Origin of the sequence: Paenibacillus sp. FSL F4-0097, from assembly GCF_038593125.1 — a bacterium.
GTDB lineage: Bacteria > Bacillota > Bacilli > Paenibacillales > Paenibacillaceae > Paenibacillus_AQ > Paenibacillus_AQ odorifer.
In genome coordinates, this window is record NZ_CP151965.1 from 3,729,209 (window position 1) to 3,748,315 (window position 19,107).

The window sequence follows — 19,107 nt, forward strand, 5'->3', positions numbered from 1 at the left end:
TGATCAGTCTCATTCATGGTGAATTACGACTTTTATTTCACAAGACTTTTTAGCACATCGTCAATGATTTTGCTGCCAGCGTTCGCACCACTGTAAAGCCAGCTGCTTGTTGAGCTCATTTCATGCACATTTCCAGCTTTCACAGCTGGGATGCCCTTCCAAATTGCACTATCTAAGATCTCCGAACCCTCAGTCTTATCACTATTTACAAGGAAAATATGATCTGCAGTCAGCTCAGAAAGCTTCTCTAGCGAGATTGGATTCCAAGTTGCTCTTGTTCCTACTGGGATCTCTGTTACTAAGTTAGGAAGCTTTACGCCAAGGTCTGTATATAATACAGCACCACTGCTGCGGGTTTCGTCTACAATATAGAAGTTTTTTTGCACCAACCATAGAATAGCCGCGGACTCTTGTCCAATAGCTCCTGCAAGCTGTTCTTTCGCAGCCGCTGCTTTAACATCATAATCTTTAATGGCTTTTTCTGCTTCAGAGGTTTTGTTCAAAATCTCACCAATCTTGAGCAAAGATTTGCGCCAATCTTGATTTAGTTCATCCCCAATTACATAAGTGGGTGCAATCTTATTCAACTGATCGTAAATCCCGTTCTGAACAGAAGACTCCGATGGGATGATAATAAGATCCGGAGCAAAGCTGGTTACAGCCTCTAACGGAAGATCGTAACTAATTGTAGGAACATCCTTCAATTCAGTGGCCAGATAATCCTGAACGCCATTTGTAACTGACCATTGAGCTACTGGAGTCACACCCAGAGTTACCAATGAGTCTTCCAAATATGAACCCAGGACGCGCTGTGGATTAGCCGGAATCGTTACTTCATGGCCCATTGCATCTGTTAATGTCTTAGGAGCAGCAGGTGCCTCTGTAGATTCTGCTGTAGGAGCTGTTGTAGGCGCTGTTCCTGCATTTGATGAACTTTCAGCATTATTATTACCACAAGCGGAAAGTAATAGCGTCATCACTATTAGTCCGCTCATTGTCACTTTCATGCTTCCTGATCTTTTTCTGTTAAGCCAAAACATTAAAAACCCTCCTATATGTAACTGCTTTGATATTCAAAGGTGACCTTTACCTCTGCTTCACTTTTAAATGATATTGATTCTCATTCTCTGTGTCAACATATAAATTTCAAATTCTGTGGATTTGCAACAATTTCCTTCATATAAAATACAAAAGAGGTTATATTCCGAACGTTCCGGATATAACCTCATCTTTAATCTTCTACTTATTTATTTAAATGATAAGGGACAGTCGCTACTACAACGTCCTTTTGATTCATTAGATACGAGCGGATTAAAAAGCTGGTCTGATTATGAAGCACGGCTTGCCACCAATGTTTGGTAATAAACTGTGGAATCAGAATCGTGATGTGATCCGTCGCAGCTGTCTTCCACTCAACCGTATCGATAAACTTCACTAACGGACGAATGATACTACGATATCTGGAGCGAAGTACAATCAGGCGTACGCCTGGATTCCATTCCTCCCACCGTTGCTCCATCTTATGAATGTCTTCTTCATCAAAGCCTACATACACAGCAACAACATTATCTGTTAGAGACTTCGCATAGCTGATGGAATGTAATACAGCACGTGTAACCCCTGCAACAGGAACAACTACAGTACTTCCTTTAATTATAGGTTTATCAGTAGCCGGACATATACGCAGTTGATCCGCAGTGTTCAAATAGTGCTTATGAATACGGTGGAACACGAACATTACAGCAGGTAAGAAAATGAATGCCATCCATACGCTTGAGAATTTAGTAATAATAAATATAAGCGTAATCGTCAATGTAGTCAGCATACCGATGGTATTTACAACAAATCTTTTCACCCATCCAGCAGGTCTTGTTTTGATCCAATGCACCATCATCCCCAGTTGGGATAAGGTAAAAGGAATGAACACGCCTACCGCATAAAGTGGAATCAAACCTTCCGTATTCCCATGGAATGCAGCCACAAGTATGATAGACATAACTCCTAGAAAAATAATGCCGTTTGAGAAGCCCAGGCGGTCACCACGGACCATAAATGCGTGTGGCAGATATTTATCTTTTGCAAACATAAAGGCAAGCAGCGGAAACGCTGAATATGCTGTATTAGCTGCCAAGAACAAAATCACTGCTGTAATCCCTTGAATGAAAAAGTACAATCCGCCACGGCCAAAGGTCGATTCAGCGATCTGAGAGACAACCGTAGCCTTTTCATCTGGCACAATACCATACCAATACGCCAGCACAGTGATTCCGGTAAACATAAAGCCAAGGATAAGTCCCATGATCATTAGCGTCTTGGCTGCATTCTTCTCAGCCGGTGCTTTAAAGTTTGGGATCGCATTAGATACGGCCTCAACCCCCGTTAGGGCTGAACAACCAGAGCTAAACGCTTTTAATAGTAGAAACAAACTTACATTAGATACGGCGCTGCCTATTTCAGGAACATTCGCATGCGCGCCACCCATTGCATATTTAACGATACCGGAGATAATCAGAACAACAATCGAAACCACAAACAAATACACTGGAATTGCGATGAACGAAGCCGATTCAGTCACTCCGCGAAGATTAATGATTGTTAATAGAACGATAACAGATACAGCGATGAGAACAGTATGATTATGAAGACTTGGAAAAGCCGATGTGATCGCATCCGTCCCTGCCGAGGCACTAACCGCTACGGTAAGAATGTAATCCACCAATAATGAACCCCCAGCGAGCAGCCCTGTCGGAATACCAAGATTGCTCTTGGCTACGATATAAGCTCCGCCTCCTTGCGGATAAGCAAAAATCGTCTGCCGATAGGATAAAATCAGGATGGCCAGCAGGCCCAATACGGCTAATGCAATTGGCAGGGAATACCAGATGGCAGTAAACCCGGCAGCCACCAGTACAATCAGTATTTGTTCCGTTCCGTAGGCTACAGACGAGAGCGCATCAGAAGACAGGACAGCCAGTGCTTTAACCTTGGATAACTTTTCATGATCGAGTTCATTCGACTTCATCGGACGTCCGATCAATAGTCGTTTTACCTTGCTTACCATGGTGGATACAGTTCCTTTCTTTGGGAGCTGAAACGGAATTTCCGTGCGCTGTTTTCATCGGTGGATTTCATAAATGCAGACACAAAAATAAGCATACGGAAATGATCCGCATGCTTATGCATGGTCATTTTCCCACCTTGCTTACGAGGTTAGCTGGCGGATTCGGGCTGTGGTTATAGCCCTACGGTACAGGTCTGTTCGACCCGGTTCCGATTCACCCCATTGGCATGAATGCCAAGTTTGGTTCCCCCGTTTTTCCTAAGAAAATTCAGCGCATATTCAACTTCTCACAAGGTCTAATATTAGTCTACAAAGTGCCTACAGTAAAGCGTTGAAAAAAATGAAAAAAGAATGAAAAAACATCCAATAAGCTCAAATATAGCGTCTTATTGGATGCTCTCTTTCATTATCTTCAATTATCCCTCTAGCCCGTGATTTTAATACCTTTTCAGCTTTTTTGTAACTTCCAAAGCGAAAACTAAAATCCTAAGCTCTCCTCTGCATCTACTTCAATCATTTCTTCTTCCTTACGTCCATACCAAAGAAGGAGACTAATTAGAGCAAAAGCGATTAAAGCTAACAAAGGAATCGTAATAAATCCGAAGTAGTTCAAGTAATCTTTATTACAAGGAACACCAATTGTACAAGGTAGAACTTTACTTAACGCTGGAATCTTCTGTTCCGCATAATGATAGATTGAGATACTGCCACCAATCAAACTTAATGGAAGCACATAAGGAATGATGCGCTTATCTCCACGGAAAGTGGCAATTCCCAACAAAAATAACTGCGGATACATAAAAATCCGCTGAAACCAGCAAAGCTTACAAGGTTCATATTTCAAGACTTCACTTAAATACAAGCTACCAGCTACAGCAACCAAAGAGACAAACCAGGCCAGATAGAGGCAGTTACGCTTGCAAAAAGATAGGAATTTTGTCACTTTGCCTCCACTGCTTTTGCGGCGGTGTTAATTTCAGATGTAATCGCTTCAATATCGAAAGGTTCAGCCGTTTTCACCCCATTAATGTAGAGCGAAGGCGTAGTTGTCACGCCTGCGTCAGTTGCCAACTGAATGTCTTTCTTCAGCTCATCTGCATAAGTTTTCTCTTGGATGTCTTTACGCAACAGATCGTAATCGATCGCTAATTTCTCTTTTTCAGCAAGGCTTATCAAGAAATCCTCAGTGGCCCATTCGTCGCTCTCATCCCCTTGCTGCGCATATACAGCATCATAGAACTTCCAGAATTCATCCTTATTCTGATGGTATACAGACAATGCAGCTAGTGAAGCTGTCTCAGAGTCAGGACCAACGAAAGCCATATTTACAAAGTAAAGAGCTGCTTTTCCCTCGTTGACAAAATCTTGAACAATTTTCGGTTTCATGGAGCCAGCAAACTGGGAACAAGCTGGACATTTGAAATCGCCAAATTCAACAAGCTTAACAGGTGCATCCTCATTACCAATCCTAGGTAGCTCACTGTAATTGAATTCTACCGGTTCTCCTGTAGAGACATTCTTTGCTGCATCTTTCGAAGCTAACATAAACAATCCAACAAAAATGATAACTACTACAGCTATTGAACTAATAACTAAAATTCTCGTTTTCTGCTTCTGTTGCTCCTGTTCTACCCGTCGTTTCTCTTGTTTGCTCAACTGGGGAACATTTGGACTTTTTTTAGGTTTACTCAAGGAGAATTCCTTTCTGTCCTCTAGGGACTAATGTAGTTTTTATCATATACATTTAAAATTATATAATTATTAATCTCTTTTTGGCAAACAGTATAGTCAAAAAAAACAGCGTGACTCCAAAAGGAGAAACGCTGCTCTTATTTTAAAAATATATAATTCCATCAAGCTCCAGCTTCTTCATTCAATAACTGTAACCGCAATAGCTTAATTCGAGAAATTCGCTTATTCTCAGTCTCTTCTACAATAAATAGATGATCATCAAATTCTACGGATTGCCCTTTTTGAGGTGGATTAACCTCCAATTTAGAATACAGCCAGCCGCCTATCGTATCGTAATCCTCAGTCTCCATATGAAGACCCAAAAGATCATTAATCTCTTCAATAAGCATCAAACCGTCAATGGAGTGTTCATCCTCGCCAAGCTTCTCAACACCGGGACGTTCCTCATCAAATTCATCCTGAATTTCTCCAACAATTTCCTCCATGATATCTTCCAATGTCACCATTCCTGAAGTTCCACCATATTCATCGATCAATATGGCGATTTGTGTCTTCGCACGCTGCATAACTTTCAGCAAAGCGCTAATCTGAATGGATTCCGGCACGGTTAATATTGGACGAATTAATTTCTGATAACTTTGCGGGCGATCCTTAATTAAGTCCTTTATATGGATGAAGCCTAAAATATGATCCTTATCACCATCACAGACGGGATAACGTGTCCTCATGCCATCATAGGCAATCTCAAGGTTCTCCTCAGCAGAAACATGATTATTCAGACAGATCATCTCTGTCCGCGGAATCATGATCTCCCGAGCCATGGTATCCACAAATTCAAAAATATTGTCAACCAAAGCCATTTCAGTATTATCGATAAAGCCGCTTTTGTTACTTTCCTGCATGATAATACGAATTTCTTCTTCCGTATGCGCCGTTCCCAGCTCTGAAGCCGGGGCTAATCGGAAAATTTGCAGTAAACCACGCGCCAGCCCATTAACGATCCATATCACTGGATACATGATTTTGTAAAATACATTCATCGGTCCTGCTGTTAGTAAAAGGACAGATTCAGCCTTGTTAACAGCAATGGTCTTAGGTGCAAGCTCACCTAATACGATATGCAAGATAGTAATGAACATAAGAGCAATAACCAAAGATACAACATTAACAGCAGTTTCTCCTAAACCTATGCTTCCTAATAAAGGTCCTATAAGATTAGCTATAGCTGGTTGACCCAGCCACCCTAATGCAAGTGAAGCCAATGTAATGCCGAGCTGACAGGCTGAGAGATAGCCATCCAGGTTGCTGACAATGCTTTTTGCATTAAAAGCTTTTTTACTACCTTCTTCAATCAGGGTATCAATTCTACCACTTCGCACTTTCACCATTGCATATTCGACTGAAACAAAAAATCCATTTAACAATACCAACAAAATAATAAGACCAACATGTAATATACCGGGTAAAGGGTCGCTCAATTTATACTCCTATCCACCATTTTCCGTACATGGATGGATAGGCCCACCTCCTTCGTTTTTTCAGAGTATTGGCAAAATGCTCGCCGTTTGTTCCTTTCAGTATCAATTTCCCAATGGTTTCATCTCCAGTCTAGAATCACGTTTTTGAATATATACTTTATTATATTAATATATTGGGGCAAACCGCAAGCATGCGTGTCCTTTCGAAAAAAAATGGGCAGTGATTATCAAGATTATTCCATAAATTAATCACAAATAAAAAGAACTCCTAACCGTTTGGCGTTGGAGTTCTTCTCATCGAAGATGGATTACATTTAGCGACAATTTCTCATCGTTGGAGGATTGCCAATTACACCTGGGTATTGATAAGTAAGGGGCTCATCGAAGGTAGCATAATCAAAATAAATCATAAGTAAGACGGTGCGTTGGCCAGTCGCAGGGTCACTGATAATAATGTGGTCACGGCCTGCCGCTTCCAGCACACCCTTGTAAACTTTGGCATTCCAGTCTTTGTTGTTCTCATAAGTAAAATAAAACGTACCTACTTTTCCTAAATTCAGGCGGAAAATATTTTCGATGTAGGATTGTTCGAACGTTTGTGGTGGATTCTGAACTACTACTCCCCCTGGCGTCATTGGACTGCCACTGCTTACTTGAGGTGGCATGCTGCCCATGCCTTGCATTCCTGATGACATCGGCATTCCGGAAGACATTGGCATACCTGAAGAAGAGACACTACCGATGGTATAAGTTACGGGGCGGTAAGGTTGAACGATCATTTAATGAAACCTCCTAAATGTTTATCGGAGCATAAACTCCTTTGGACACAATTGAAATCACTCTTACTTTCTGTGAGAATTACTCATTTTATTGAGTAATTCTCTTTGCACAGTTACCATTCTAATTGCCGATAAATACAGTCGGGCAATCTTCTCCGGTCGGAGTAAAGAAGCAATGGGCTTTGAAGCGGCCTGTGTTTTGTTGGTTATACCAGGTTGCAGGACAATCACCTGCGGGTCTGAAGAACCACAAAGCATTGGTAGCTGGCCAGGTTCTTTCACCTGCAATTACACGTTTGGCTAGACGGATATCTGCTTCTCTGGCTCGCTGATAGAAGTATCCCTTCTGCGGCGCTTCGAAACCTCCTGGACTTTGATAGACCATGTCATTCACATTCCGAATGTTATTAAAGTCCAAGCAATTGCCAAGAATCCGGTTGACGCCAACATTGCCGACCATGAGCATACCGAGTTCTCCATCTTCCTCAGCTTCCGCTCTCATCAACCGCGCCAGCACCTTCACATCTTCCGAGTTCGTTTTGATGACGGCCACGCTGTCTCCTCCTTGGGGTCACTTCTTGTAGCAACCTCGTTCTTAACTGCATGCTGTATAGTATGTGCATTCGCCTAAGAGGTGACAGTTCCCGCCTATTTTTTAGAGTAGGGATTTTTCCTTTTAACCACTCAGCAAATCCCCTTTATCTACACTCTAAGCTGCGTTTGCCCAATTACATTCGCGTTACAGCGTAAGAGTCGGGGGCAGCTGCGGTGTTAGCGACAATGTCAGCGTCAGCATCGATGTCCTCGTTAACGACAGCGTTAGCGTCTGAGTCGGGGGGCGGTGTCGGTGTTAGCGACAATGTCAGCAGCGTTAGCATCGATGTCCTCGTTAACGACAGCGTTAGCGTCTGAGTCGATGTTGGTGGCAGCATCAGGGTCGGCGTCGGTGTTAGCGCGTCAGTACAGCATCAGAGTCGGCGTCGGTTTTAGCGTCGAATCGGTGCTGGAATCGTTGTCGGTGTTAGCCACAATGTCCACGTCAGCGTCGATGTCCTTGTTAGCAACAGCAATAGCTTCAACGTCAGCAACAGCATCCACGTCAACGTCCGCTCAGAAGGCGCTATCGGACACAGCTGACCTTATTCGCGATATTAATCCACTTTTGGGATTCTATCGGACCCCAAAGCCCCTATTGGCCCGCAAAGCACCGATTATAAGCATCTTTCTAATGAATAGCTGCATTGGAGTCCGAAACTAGGCTCAAAAGGCTGTGAAATTACAAATAACGTCATCTGGGTCCGTAAGGTAAGAGGGTAATGAATATCTGACACTTAATAGATGATCGCACCTACAGTGAGCTTTGAGAGCTATAGTATCAGTGAGCTTTGAGCGCTACGGGATCAGTGGGCTTTGAGAGCTACAGGATCAGTGGGCTTGAATGGTACATAACCAAAACGCAAAGCAGCGCTCCTCCATTAGCATGGGGATCGCTGCTTTGATTTTATATAACAAATGACTACTCCGCAGTTGAGTATTGTGGCTGTCGTTGGAATCCATGATATCTAGTTCCTTGATAAGTAAGCATTCCTCTATCGCCTTCTGCGCTCAAGCCATATTCATGGCCATCTACTTTAAATTCCATGCGACTGCCGCCTTCCAGCTCGTACGTTAAATAGTAAGTTGTACTCGTACGAGTTGAGCCATTCTCTTCCTGAAGCTGCTGCTGACGTACTTCAGTCCGTTTGCTAACGATATGTGCAGGGATTGTTAGTATGGGTGAGCCATTGTTCCTGCCCCATTGAAGCAAGCCCCTGCCTGCTGATATAGCAAGAATACCAATCATAACAACGATAAAGATCGGCATCACCGTTCCGGCAAAATCAAACATCCACGAAAGATCCGGGCCCATTCCCATGACAGTTTCCCCCTTCTTCCCCTTGTAATTCAGCCTAATTGCTGCGTTCTGGGTACTTCTGTACATGTATATGCCTCATCTAGTCCAGAAAGCATTAAATAAGTGAGACTAGATGCAAAAAGACCACTTCGTTTTCTTAAAAATCAAGAATTCGAGTGGTCTCTATACAGAGTTTTCAGTAATTAAATTAAGCATGAACTAGGTCTAGCAATTTCTTAGTTTCGTCTGTCTGATCATCTAACATTCCATTTTCAGCCCAGCAAGCTCTGCATTGTTCTTCAGTTTCACAAAGATGAGCGTCATCACAGTTGTAGCAAAGTTGCAAAAGGTTTCTTGTCATATAATCTGTTTCGAATGTTTTCATTGTAATCTCTCCTATTCGATGTCTGAGTTTGTGAAAATATGAACTTGTTTTCTATGTGTTAAATATATCACAGGATTCTTTAAATGTCATGTGATTTTTTTCACATTTATAAAGAAAATTTTAAATAAGTTTTTTCCTTATATTCAATCATTCACAAACAACAATAAACCCCCACTCTGCTAACAACAAAAGAACCTACCAACAGGCAGGTTCTTTTTCCTTATTACATTACGCGCCAGCTGATACCACCATTCGTAGTCTGTAACAGTATCGAGCGCTTGTCCTCTTTTTTCTCAATCAAAAGCCACCCCACCTCAGTGGAAAAAAACTGCAGCTTTACAATCTCCGGATATTCCAGAAGTTTAGATCGCAGTACACTGCTCTCTTTAAGGGGCAACCACGTAGCTCCTTGATCCACCGTATGGTAAAGGGTGTCGCCAAGTATGGTCCAACCGATCTGTGAGTTCAAAAACGTCGGAGCAATTTGACGATTGACACCAGCTTGTGCGTTCAATCCAAAGGATGCAAATTTCCAGTTTGCTCCACCGTTAGCCGTAAAATATCCATGGTAGGCGATTGTTTTTTCTTTATCCTTTTGGCAGCCAACAGACATCCAACCAGTAGACTTACTGGTATCAAAGAACTCCGGTTTGCCCGTAATTACTCGGTCACAATCCTCTAAACGTTCGTTAACCAGAAAAGCTGGCCCGAGGCTCCAGCTCTTACCGCCATCTTTTGTCATAAAGATTTTGGGAAGAGCACCTGTCTGCATTGTCACAAATCCATGTGTACTATTGCGAAAAATCATTCCAGTGGTGACGCCGGCAAACGGTATCGAATCATTAGGGAAATTCGGATTGTATTGCTCATTCTGCATCACTTCTTCCCAAGTGGCCCCACCGTCTGTCGTTGAAAAAAGTGCCTTGTTCTCTTTATTGGAAGAAGCGTTCCATGAGGTCATCAGCCAACCCCGTTTGGGTGAGTTGAAATATACAGAGGATACTGTATTCACATCTCCTAAAGATGAGATTTTCCAGCTTTGGCCACCATCTGTGGTTCGCAGCACAATCGTTTCTGTCGCTCCAAAAGCACTTCTTATAATCCAACCATGAGATGGATCCGTGAAGAAAATCCCCTTCCCATACACAGGGTTGGAGAGGAACTGCACATTTGGTGCTGGTGAAATATTAGCCCAAGTTGCTCCGTTATCCCGGGTTAAGTACAACCGGAGTTCGTTTTTGGTAACCCCCCAGGCCAGACCTTCACTTTCACTAAGCAGCTGAAAATCTGTAAGACGAGTCTGAATTTGATATTTCGGAGCACTATCATTGTCAACATGATTCGCGTCTGGAGTAATCAGGGTTATCGTCTGTCCTTCTTCAGGTGCCTCTGTCGGCTGGGGCTGCTGAGTAGGTTCCGGGGGAGGAGATGAACAAGCCGTGACCACCCACGCTAACAAAATCAGCATCAATATTAATCTTATTCCCTTCAATCCAGCAATCTTAGATGCCAATAACCTCTCTCCTCTCGGATGGATTGAATCTTATTTATGATTCAAATTACTATTACGATAGCCGTATAGTGCATAGATTAGAAGTCCAACAACTGTCCAAATTAGAAAACCAATCCATGTCTCACTTCCTAGATTATACATCAAAATACCACAAGTTGCCGCACTTAACAGCGGAATGAAAGGTACCCATGGAACTCTGAACCCTCTTTTTAAATCCGGATGAATATATCTAAGCGCGATTACCCCTAAAGACACTACAAAAAAGGCAAACAATGTTCCTATGCTTGTCAGATTTGCCAACCGGTCCAGTGGGATGAAACCCGTTAACACGGCTATTAAGATGCCTACCATCCATGTGCTTCGTACAGGTACCTGTGTTTTAGCATTAATCTTAGATAAACTTATTGGCAGTAGGCCATCACGTGAGATGGCAAATAACAGCCGGGTTTGACCGAATAACATCACGAGGAGTACTGTAGTCATTCCCGCGATGGCTCCAACAGAGATCAGACCGGCAATCATATCCTGATTTACAAAGCGAAGCGCATAAGATACAGGATCACTAACATTGAGATCAGTATATGGAACAATACCTGTTAATACGAGTGAGACAAGAACGTACAAGACAGTGCAGATAGCAAGGGATGAAATAATTCCAATCGGCAAATCGCGTTGGGGTCTTTTCACCTCTTCTGCAGCGGTTGCTAGCGCATCAAAACCTATGTAGGCAAAAAACACTGTGGCCGCGCCATTGATCACGCCATGGTACCCAAAGGGGAGAAATGGAGTCCAATTCTCTGGCTTCACATAGAAAAATCCAGTTACGATAAATAGAAGCACCACTGCTATTTTGATAAAGACCATGATGGCGTTAAAACGTGCCGTTTCTTTCGTTCCCCGAGTCAGTAAATAGGAAATTAACAAAATGATGATTACTGCAGGCAGATTTATTATTGTACCCGCTTCCGGATTATAAGCCCCCGATAGTGCGGTTGGGAGATGTATCCCAAAGCCCTCTAATAACCCCTGAAAATACCCTGACCAGCCACTGCTTACAGCCGCTGCGGCAACTCCGTATTCCAAGACGAGATCCCAGCCTAAGATCCAAGCTAATAGTTCTCCAAAGGCTACATAACTATAAGCATAAGCACTCCCGGAAACAGGAATGGTCGAAGCAAATTCCGAATAACATAATGCCGAGAGCACACAGGCAAACGCCGCCAGTAAAAAAGAAATTATAAGACCAGGACCTGCATGTTCTGCTGCGGCAACTCCTGTCATTACAAAAATACCTGTGCCGATAATGGCTCCTACCCCAAGCATTGTTAGATCCAGGGCACCCAACGTCTTGTTTAACTGCGTCCCCTCAGAACTTGTGGGTATGTTTAGAGCCTTTTTACGAAATAAATCCATCCTTACATTCTCTCCTGTCTAGTCTTGCTAAGATAATGAAATAAAAATCACATTTTAGTATGGCCTTAATTAGGGTAATGCATTAAATAAGATCAGCTTGAAAACACTACCGTTAACGATTATGATGGACAAGATTGAAACCAAAAATTTGAAATATTAAGGAGATGGAGACATGGCCCCCCCAAAACCCAATCGGGTCGTAGTTATCGGTACTGGAGCAGTTGGTACAACTACAGCCTATACTTTATTGTTACGTAGACGTATGCCCGAACTCGTACTTATTGACGTTAATCATCAGAAAGCACTTGGCGAAGCACTGGATATGAATCACGGCATGCCTTTTGTCGGTGGTGTGAAGTTATGGGCTGGTACTTATGAAGACTGCCGTGAAGCAGATATCATTATAGTAACTGCCGGTGCATCACAAAAACCGGGAGAAACCCGGATAGATCTGCTTCGTAAAAATATTTCAATTTTTAAAGATATCATTGAAAAAATTACAAAGTATAACCAACATGCCATTCTACTTATTGCGACTAACCCTGTAGATATTCTGTCTTACGCGACTTTGAAAATAAGCGGGTTTGACCGCAGACGTGTAATTGGTTCTGGTACGGTACTTGATAGTGCTCGTTTTCGCTATTTGATCGGTCTTCACAAAGAAATCGATCCTCGCAGTATTCACGGACAGATCATCGGTGAACATGGAGATTCAGAGCTTCCGGTTTGGAGTCTTGCGAATGTAGCTGGGATTGATCTTGGTTTTGACGAAGCAGAACGCGAAGAAATCTTCCAAGATACCAAGAATGCAGCCTATGAAATAATTGATGCCAAAGGCTCAACCTCTTATGCAATAGCGCTTGCACTGGACCGAATTGTAGTCTCCATTCTTCATAATGAAGGCGCCGTGTTGAATGTTTCTACTTTATTAAATAACTATAACGGGGTTTCGGATGTCTATCTCGGTGCACCTTGCGTAGTAGATCGCTCGGGTGTTCGACAGGTACTGGACCTCCCACTCAATGAAACCGAACAGGCTTTATTCCAGAAATCCGCTGAGAAGCTAAAAGCAGAAATAGCTAAGCTAGAATTGTAAGCGAATCTGGCTGGAAACAGCCCTTTTTGACTACAAAAGACACAAGAAACCGTCCTTTTTATATGTGGAGCGTTGCCTCCACTATGAAAAGGACGGTTTTTAATATAACACGAATTAACTTAGCCTGCCAATGACAAAAAGATCCTTTAGCAGGCCAGGCTCACCTGAAATTCCGGATCTTTTTTATCAATTTATTTAGTGATAGTTTGCTTATAGTATTCTTTGAGAACTTGTTCGGCTTTTTTGCCATAAATATCAAAACCACGGTCAATGGAAGCCTCTTCTAAGTCATACAATTTCGTGCTCCAATCCCACCAGAAGTAACCGGCAAACCAAGGTTCATTCCAGAATGCTTCCAGCGCTGAGCGATAGAAGTTGGCCTGTTCATCTTCTGAATATGGTAAGTCTGTGTATGTAAAGTCCCATGGCATGGTGGCACACCCATGAGCACTTCGGCAGCCAATCTCGATGAATACGAGAGGCTTGCCAAATCGCTCAGAGAGTGACTTAAGCCGCGGTTTCTGCCGCTCCCAACCAGCCAGCATATTCTCATAAGAATCTCCCGGCACTGAAGCTACCGGATAATAAGCGCTGGTTCCGATAAAATCCACCTCATCCAGCCACTCGATTCCTTCTTCTTTGCCATGATTGGCATTATAAATGATCGGCCCTGTATAAAGATTGGTGACCTCTTGAATCAATTGTCTCCATTCCGCAGTTCTAGACTCTGTGCCGACCATTTCGCAGCCGATACAGAACATCTCACATTCAAGTTCTTCCGCCAACTCTGCGTAGTGTTTAATGAAATTAGTATAAGAACGGAACCATGCTGCCCAATAAACATCTCCCTCTTCCGGAAATCCAATCCTAGCTCTCCAAATGCCATCCCTCGAATTCACTACAGGTTTAAGACAAACTTTAAGACCAAGCTGTTTTGCCAGTTGTACCGCATGTGTGAGATCACGATCAGTCACCGTGTAACCGTAATCATAATGAATTTCTGTTGAATGCACAGTGTCTTGCCATGTCCAAAAAGATAAGGCAATCCATTCACTACCTGTCTCTGCCAGCTTTCTCATCGAATCTTCTGCATATTCTGTACGGTATTCACCTCGTTTTGATCCCCAGCCATAAGTCATCCCTTTTAGAAAAACATTCTTCACGATTAGGACCTCCTATAAAACTCTTAATAACTGTTAGAATAAATCAATACCGTTATAATAACAAGTTATTTTTTGTTATCGATTTTCTAAGGAGGTTGCTTTCTTTTCAATCACAGCTGGATTTGTAATTTAGACATGGCCTCTTCCTTCTCACGACTCGTGATATGTGTGTATACGGTTGTAGTCTGGATCGAGGAGTGACCTAGCAGTTCCTGTACGGTACGCAGATCTGCCCCTTTTCTCAGCAGCATGGTTGCAAAAGAATGTCGGAGCTTATGGCTTGAATACGGGCGTCGCTGTGCTGCTGGCACATCCCTTTGGAAACGATCGAAGGTATCTGCTGCGATTTGCTGAATGCCTCGGATAGACAACCTGCGTCCTTTTTGTGAAATGAACATCGCTTCCTCTTTACTGCGCCAAGGGTCTAACCTTTCTGCTAACGCGGAGTCGAGAAAAGGCACTACATCCTCGGGAACCGGCACATTACGCCATTTACGCCCCTTCCCAAACACACGGAGGGAATGTCTTTCTACATTATAATCACTCAAATTCAGCGTGTGGACTTCCCCCACCCGAAGCCCCATATAGGACATCAACAAAAAAACTGCTAAATTACGCTTTTTGTATTTACCATCTATAGAAGATAAAAACCGCCCCAGATCACTTTCATCTAAGTAAACCGGCTCACGATTGATCTCAGTTTTGGATTTCTTAATTCCGGCTGCCGGGTTGTTCTGTAGTAGTTCCAGCTCGATCAATGACTTGAAAAAACAGTTAATCGCAGCATGCTTCCGGTTACGGGTGGCATCACTCACTCCACGTTCGCGGACAGAGGTCAAAAAGGAAATGACATGCAGCTTCTTCACTGTCTCAAGCTTTTTACCATTCAGACTGTCTAAAAACTGTTTCACATCTACTAAATAGGATTTTTGCGTATAGGGAGTGTACCCGGCATCCTTCATCCAGATGAGAAAGGCCTCCAGCCCTTCTTCGTAGTCTTCACACCACTCATTCATGCCTTAGAGCCTCCTTGTTAATGTTGATCTATATTAGACTTCTCCATTGCTCAGCATGTTTTTTTATTGCAAGTAAGAACTCCGTAAGCACGGGCGATTTCCATTTTTTATGATGATAGGCGATCTGCGTCGCCACACGCTGTGATTCATCATTCCAATTTAATCTGGCAAGTTTGCCTTCAGCCAGTTCATTTTTTACAGTAATTAATGGAAGAAAGGCAATGCCAAGATCAGCCATTACACATTGCTTTATCGCCTCGATACTCCAAAACTCTAACGTGGGGTCAGGAAATACACCGTAACTGTTCAAATGCCGTTCAAATAAAGTCCGGTAGGAACAGCCAGTTTCGGTATGAAGTATGGTCACTCCTTTTAAATGAAGGGGTTCTACCTCAGCGAGGTTTAATAAGGGATGATCTGGCGCTGCGATCAGCGTCATCGGCTCATGTACTAATGTTTCTATATTTAAATCTTTATCTTCCGTCTCAGGTTGCAATAAGAACGCTAAATCCAGTTCACCCGAACGGACAAAATCTGATAGTTCCCAGCAAGCTCCAGGCTTCAGAATAATTTGCACCTGCGGATATTTAGCACGAAACTCCTTAATAATGCCTGGTAAGCGAAAAGCAGCCAGAGATTCAGGAGCCCCAATCCGCAAAGAACCCGTTAGTTCACTATCCGAGCGTAACGCGTCCTGTGCTAAATTGTGCATTCTGGATATTTCCTGTGCGAACGGAAGCAAACGACGGCCTGCGTCGGTTAGAATAATCTTTTTACTGATCCGATCAAATAATGGCTGGCCAATTTCAGACTCTAGTGCTTGGATTTGTGCAGTAATACTGGACTGTGCATAATCAAGCTTCTGTGCTGCTCTAGTAAAACTGCCCGTCTCCACTACCACTAAAAAGGTAAAAAGATGACGTGACTCCATGAATTTCCCCCTAAATGAAAATGAACCATCGGAATATTGAATGGATACTATTCAAAAATTCTGTTTTTCCAATGGATCTATTATCTGCTACTCTAGAACAAAAGACAAGGAAAGCAGGATAAAAAAACATGAAGGAATCCGCTTCAAACACTTTACAAAAAAACATTGGCATGCCTCAGGCTATTGCCCTTTACATCGGGGCTGTGTTGGGTTCTGGGGTCTTAATTGTTCCTGGTTTGGCTGCAGAAATGGCGGGTCCCGCTTCATTACTGGCGTGGGGATTTATGTCGTTGCTGATTTTGCCGATGGCCTTATCAATGGGTCTGCTCTCTGCTAAATTCCCTAACGCTGGAGGCGTGTCCCATTTTGTAACGCTTGCTTTTGGTCCAAAAGCTGGCTCACTGGTGGGATGGTTTTTTCTGATGTCCGTTCCGATAGGTGCACCTGTTGCTGCACTGACTGGAGCGGGTTATATGACAGCCGCTATGGGCTGGGACGAATCTGCGAGAATTACTATCGCCGCTATTATGCTGGTCATTGGTCTGATTACGAACTGGATTGGCATGCAGGTCGCTGGAAAGGTACAGATAGCGGTAGTAATAGCGATTGTTGCTGTGCTGGTCTTCTCCTTTGCTACTGCACTGCCCCGCATGGAAGTCGAACACTTCACTCCCTTTGTCCCACATGGATGGATGAGCATTGGCCAGGCTGCTGCAATCTTATTCTGGTGTTTTATTGGCTGGGAAGCTGTCTCACACCTATCTGAGGAGTTCAAGGACCCACAGCGCGCCGCCGTTAAAGGAGTAACCATCGCCGCTATTATAGTAGGGATTCTATATTTTCTCTCCGCACTAGCAACTGTTGGTACACAAAGCTACCTCAAAGGTGGATCAAGTACTTCACTCGTGTGGATTATTAGTCAGCCTCTTGGGCGCTGGGGAGGGTTTATTGCCGGACTTACCGGTCTGTTCATCTGTACAGCCACGATTATTGCCTATGTAGGAGCTGCCTCACGTGTGGCTTATGCTTTATCCCGCCAAGGCTCTGCGCCGAAATGGATGGGTAAAATGTCCAAACAGTATCATACCCCTATCGGTGGCATAGCTTTTCTTCTGCTCTGTTTTGTATCGGTGATGACACTGTATGGCAGCGGATCCATCTCCATCACCACTCTGATTCAGTTTCCGAATGCTACTTTTATCCTGACTTATATCGGAGGGTGTGCCGCAGGGATACGCCTGCTCAAAGGAAGTCGCTTAGGTGTGACGATAAGCTGGATTTCTTTTTTAGCAACAGCTGCTGTGTTTCCTTTTACGGGTTGGGCGATAGGCTATCCGCTGCTCATCACTTTGGTGTTCGTTTGGATTATCGGTAATAAAAGTAAACAGAGGATAAGTGTCACTGAGGAAATTAGTCGTGGAATGCATGAGAAACAACAAAAGGTGTTGTAAGGCTCTAACTGCGTTTGAACCTCTCCCAAAGGAATAGTTACACTGGTGTCCGAAACCGTGCTCAATAGGCGATAAATGTGCAAATAGTGTCAAATCTCTAACTAGTCGTAAACTGGCATTCGTTTCAGCAGCTGCTTAGATGGTTATGGAATGAAGAGGGTATACTAGACTATGACCAGTCAAAGGAGACGATAAATCATGCCAAACAAAACTAAGATCATTCTTGAGCCAGCAGCTCAAAAATTTGCCGATGATAATGCGAAACCTCCCTTTCTACCTGCCCTTGGGCCAGAAAAAGGTCGTGAAACGGTAGATAGCGTACAATCCAGTGATATATATAAACCGGAAGTTGATATTGAAGATCTAATGGTGCCAGGTGGACCTAACGGTGATGTTTCCATACGAATCGTTCGCCCCCCTAGCTCCTCATCAGCATCGTTGCCTGTTATCCTGTACATTCATGGCGCAGGATGGGTGTTTGGGAATGCCCATACCCATGATCGCTTGATCCGTGAACTAGCTGTCGGAGCGGAGGCCGCTATTGTTTTCCCAAATTACAGCCTCTCCCCAGAAGCTAAATATCCTACAGCTATTGAAGAAATCTACGCAGTTCTCAAGTGGACATCTGAAAAAGGAAGCGAGCACGGATTAGATACTAGCAAGCTTTCTATAGCCGGAGACAGCGTCGGTGGGAATATGGCAGCTGCTATTACTCTCATGGCGAAAGAACGGAGTGGACCGAAGATAGCGAAACAACTACTATTCTATCCGGTAACGGATGCCTCGTTTGATACTGAATCCTATCATGAGTTCGCCGAAGGTTATTTCTTGCAGCGGGACGGCATGAAATGGTTCTGGGATCAGTATACCACTGACCCTGAGGAACGAAATCAGATCACTGCCTCTCCTCTTCGGGCTAACCTAGAGCAGCTACGGGATTTACCAGATGCACTGGTTATTACTGGTGAAGCAGATGTGCTACGGGATGAAGGTGAAGCTTATGCCGCCAAATTGCGGGAAGCTGGCGTGAATGTTACGGCTGTCCGCTTCCAAGGCATCATTCATGATTTTGTCATGCTGAATCCTTTAGCCGAGACTCATGCTAAAAAAGGAGCTATCAAGTTAGCGACTACATGGCTTCGTGAAGGTTTCTAAACAAATCAACTGTTGACATATTCTTTTACTAGGCGAATTGGTTCTCACAAGAATTTTGTGCGAAACTGATTCGTCTTTTC

The 19,107-nt window shown here is 43.4% G+C and carries 18 protein-coding genes and 1 riboswitch; of the genes, 4 read left to right on the top strand and 14 right to left on the bottom strand.

Annotation, left to right across the window (positions count from 1 at the left end; translation table 11 throughout):
• Window positions 1-32: 32 nt before the first annotated feature.
• The 7 genes from MHH86_RS16675 to MHH86_RS16705 all read right to left on the bottom strand — a co-directional run bounded on the left by MHH86_RS16675 (window position 33) and on the right by MHH86_RS16705 (window position 7,563).
• A complete protein-coding gene (locus tag MHH86_RS16675) occupies window positions 33-1,040 on the bottom strand; it encodes an iron-hydroxamate ABC transporter substrate-binding protein (protein WP_036687551.1) in 1,008 nt (335 codons plus the stop codon).
• A gap of 203 nt (window positions 1,041-1,243) precedes the next feature.
• Window positions 1,244-3,061 (bottom strand): APC family permease, encoded by a 1,818-nt coding sequence (locus tag MHH86_RS16680; RefSeq protein ID WP_036687552.1) that lies wholly within the window; start codon window positions 3,059-3,061, stop codon window positions 1,244-1,246.
• A gap of 124 nt (window positions 3,062-3,185) precedes the next feature.
• Window positions 3,186-3,345: riboswitch (cyclic di-AMP (ydaO/yuaA leader) on the bottom strand.
• A gap of 194 nt (window positions 3,346-3,539) precedes the next feature.
• Entirely contained in the window at window positions 3,540-4,004 is a 465-nt protein-coding gene (locus MHH86_RS16685; RefSeq protein WP_036687553.1) for a disulfide oxidoreductase, read from the bottom strand.
• Window positions 4,001-4,753, bottom strand: coding sequence for a DsbA family protein (locus MHH86_RS16690; protein ID WP_036687554.1), 753 nt, complete (start codon window positions 4,751-4,753; stop codon window positions 4,001-4,003). The genes MHH86_RS16685 and MHH86_RS16690 overlap by 4 nt, the downstream gene beginning before the upstream one ends.
• A gap of 161 nt (window positions 4,754-4,914) precedes the next feature.
• On the bottom strand, window positions 4,915-6,231 hold the full coding sequence (locus tag MHH86_RS16695) for a hemolysin family protein (RefSeq protein WP_036687555.1): 1,317 nt from the start codon (window positions 6,229-6,231) through the stop codon (window positions 4,915-4,917).
• 314 nt (window positions 6,232-6,545) lie between these two features.
• Window positions 6,546-7,010 carry a spore coat protein GerQ gene (gene gerQ, locus MHH86_RS16700; protein WP_036687556.1) on the bottom strand — a complete coding sequence of 155 codons (465 nt, stop codon included), beginning with the start codon at window positions 7,008-7,010 and terminating at the stop codon, window positions 6,546-6,548.
• 121 nt (window positions 7,011-7,131) lie between these two features.
• Complete coding sequence (locus MHH86_RS16705; protein WP_036687557.1) at window positions 7,132-7,563, bottom strand: cell wall hydrolase; 432 nt, start codon at window positions 7,561-7,563, stop codon at window positions 7,132-7,134.
• A gap of 294 nt (window positions 7,564-7,857) precedes the next feature.
• Between MHH86_RS16705 and MHH86_RS16710 the strand changes: the two genes are divergently transcribed.
• Window positions 7,858-8,268: a hypothetical protein gene (locus MHH86_RS16710; protein WP_143766232.1), complete on the top strand. Its 411-nt coding sequence runs from the start codon at window positions 7,858-7,860 to the stop codon at window positions 8,266-8,268.
• Window positions 8,269-8,526: 258 nt separating this feature from the next.
• Here the strand turns inward: MHH86_RS16710 and MHH86_RS16715 are convergent, their stop codons facing one another.
• From MHH86_RS16715 to MHH86_RS16730, 4 genes are all read right to left on the bottom strand, one after another.
• Window positions 8,527-8,919: a DUF2500 domain-containing protein gene (locus MHH86_RS16715; RefSeq protein WP_036687780.1), complete on the bottom strand. Its 393-nt coding sequence runs from the start codon at window positions 8,917-8,919 to the stop codon at window positions 8,527-8,529.
• 193 nt (window positions 8,920-9,112) lie between these two features.
• Complete coding sequence (locus MHH86_RS16720; protein ID WP_169744776.1) at window positions 9,113-9,289, bottom strand: hypothetical protein; 177 nt, start codon at window positions 9,287-9,289, stop codon at window positions 9,113-9,115.
• A gap of 223 nt (window positions 9,290-9,512) precedes the next feature.
• The gene (locus MHH86_RS16725) at window positions 9,513-10,802 is read right to left on the bottom strand and encodes a hypothetical protein (protein WP_341138568.1); all 1,290 of its coding nucleotides are present in this window, start codon (window positions 10,800-10,802) and stop codon (window positions 9,513-9,515) included.
• A 30-nt stretch (window positions 10,803-10,832) separates the two neighbouring features.
• The gene (locus MHH86_RS16730) at window positions 10,833-12,215 is read right to left on the bottom strand and encodes an amino acid permease (protein WP_036687561.1); all 1,383 of its coding nucleotides are present in this window, start codon (window positions 12,213-12,215) and stop codon (window positions 10,833-10,835) included.
• Between the two features lie 172 nt (window positions 12,216-12,387).
• Between MHH86_RS16730 and MHH86_RS16735 the strand changes: the two genes are divergently transcribed.
• Complete coding sequence (locus tag MHH86_RS16735) at window positions 12,388-13,311, top strand: L-lactate dehydrogenase (RefSeq protein ID WP_036687562.1); 924 nt, start codon at window positions 12,388-12,390, stop codon at window positions 13,309-13,311.
• A 191-nt stretch (window positions 13,312-13,502) separates the two neighbouring features.
• Here MHH86_RS16735 and MHH86_RS16740 read toward each other — a convergent pair whose 3' ends face one another.
• The 3 genes from MHH86_RS16740 to MHH86_RS16750 form a co-directional block, all read right to left on the bottom strand.
• Entirely contained in the window at window positions 13,503-14,474 is a 972-nt protein-coding gene (locus MHH86_RS16740) for a glycosyl hydrolase family 53 (RefSeq protein ID WP_249267770.1), read from the bottom strand.
• Window positions 14,475-14,584: 110 nt separating this feature from the next.
• A complete protein-coding gene (locus tag MHH86_RS16745) occupies window positions 14,585-15,490 on the bottom strand; it encodes a tyrosine-type recombinase/integrase (RefSeq protein WP_038571448.1) in 906 nt (301 codons plus the stop codon).
• Between the two features lie 28 nt (window positions 15,491-15,518).
• Window positions 15,519-16,421 carry a LysR family transcriptional regulator gene (locus MHH86_RS16750; RefSeq protein WP_076099085.1) on the bottom strand — a complete coding sequence of 301 codons (903 nt, stop codon included), beginning with the start codon at window positions 16,419-16,421 and terminating at the stop codon, window positions 15,519-15,521.
• Window positions 16,422-16,549: 128 nt separating this feature from the next.
• Here MHH86_RS16750 and MHH86_RS16755 point away from each other — a divergent pair, with 128 nt between their 5' ends.
• On the top strand, window positions 16,550-17,872 hold the full coding sequence (locus MHH86_RS16755) for an amino acid permease (protein WP_076099084.1): 1,323 nt from the start codon (window positions 16,550-16,552) through the stop codon (window positions 17,870-17,872).
• Between the two features lie 198 nt (window positions 17,873-18,070).
• Window positions 18,071-19,027, top strand: a complete 957-nt coding sequence (locus MHH86_RS16760) for an alpha/beta hydrolase (RefSeq protein ID WP_076099083.1) — start codon at window positions 18,071-18,073, stop codon at window positions 19,025-19,027.
• The last annotated feature ends 80 nt before the right edge of the window (window positions 19,028-19,107 follow it).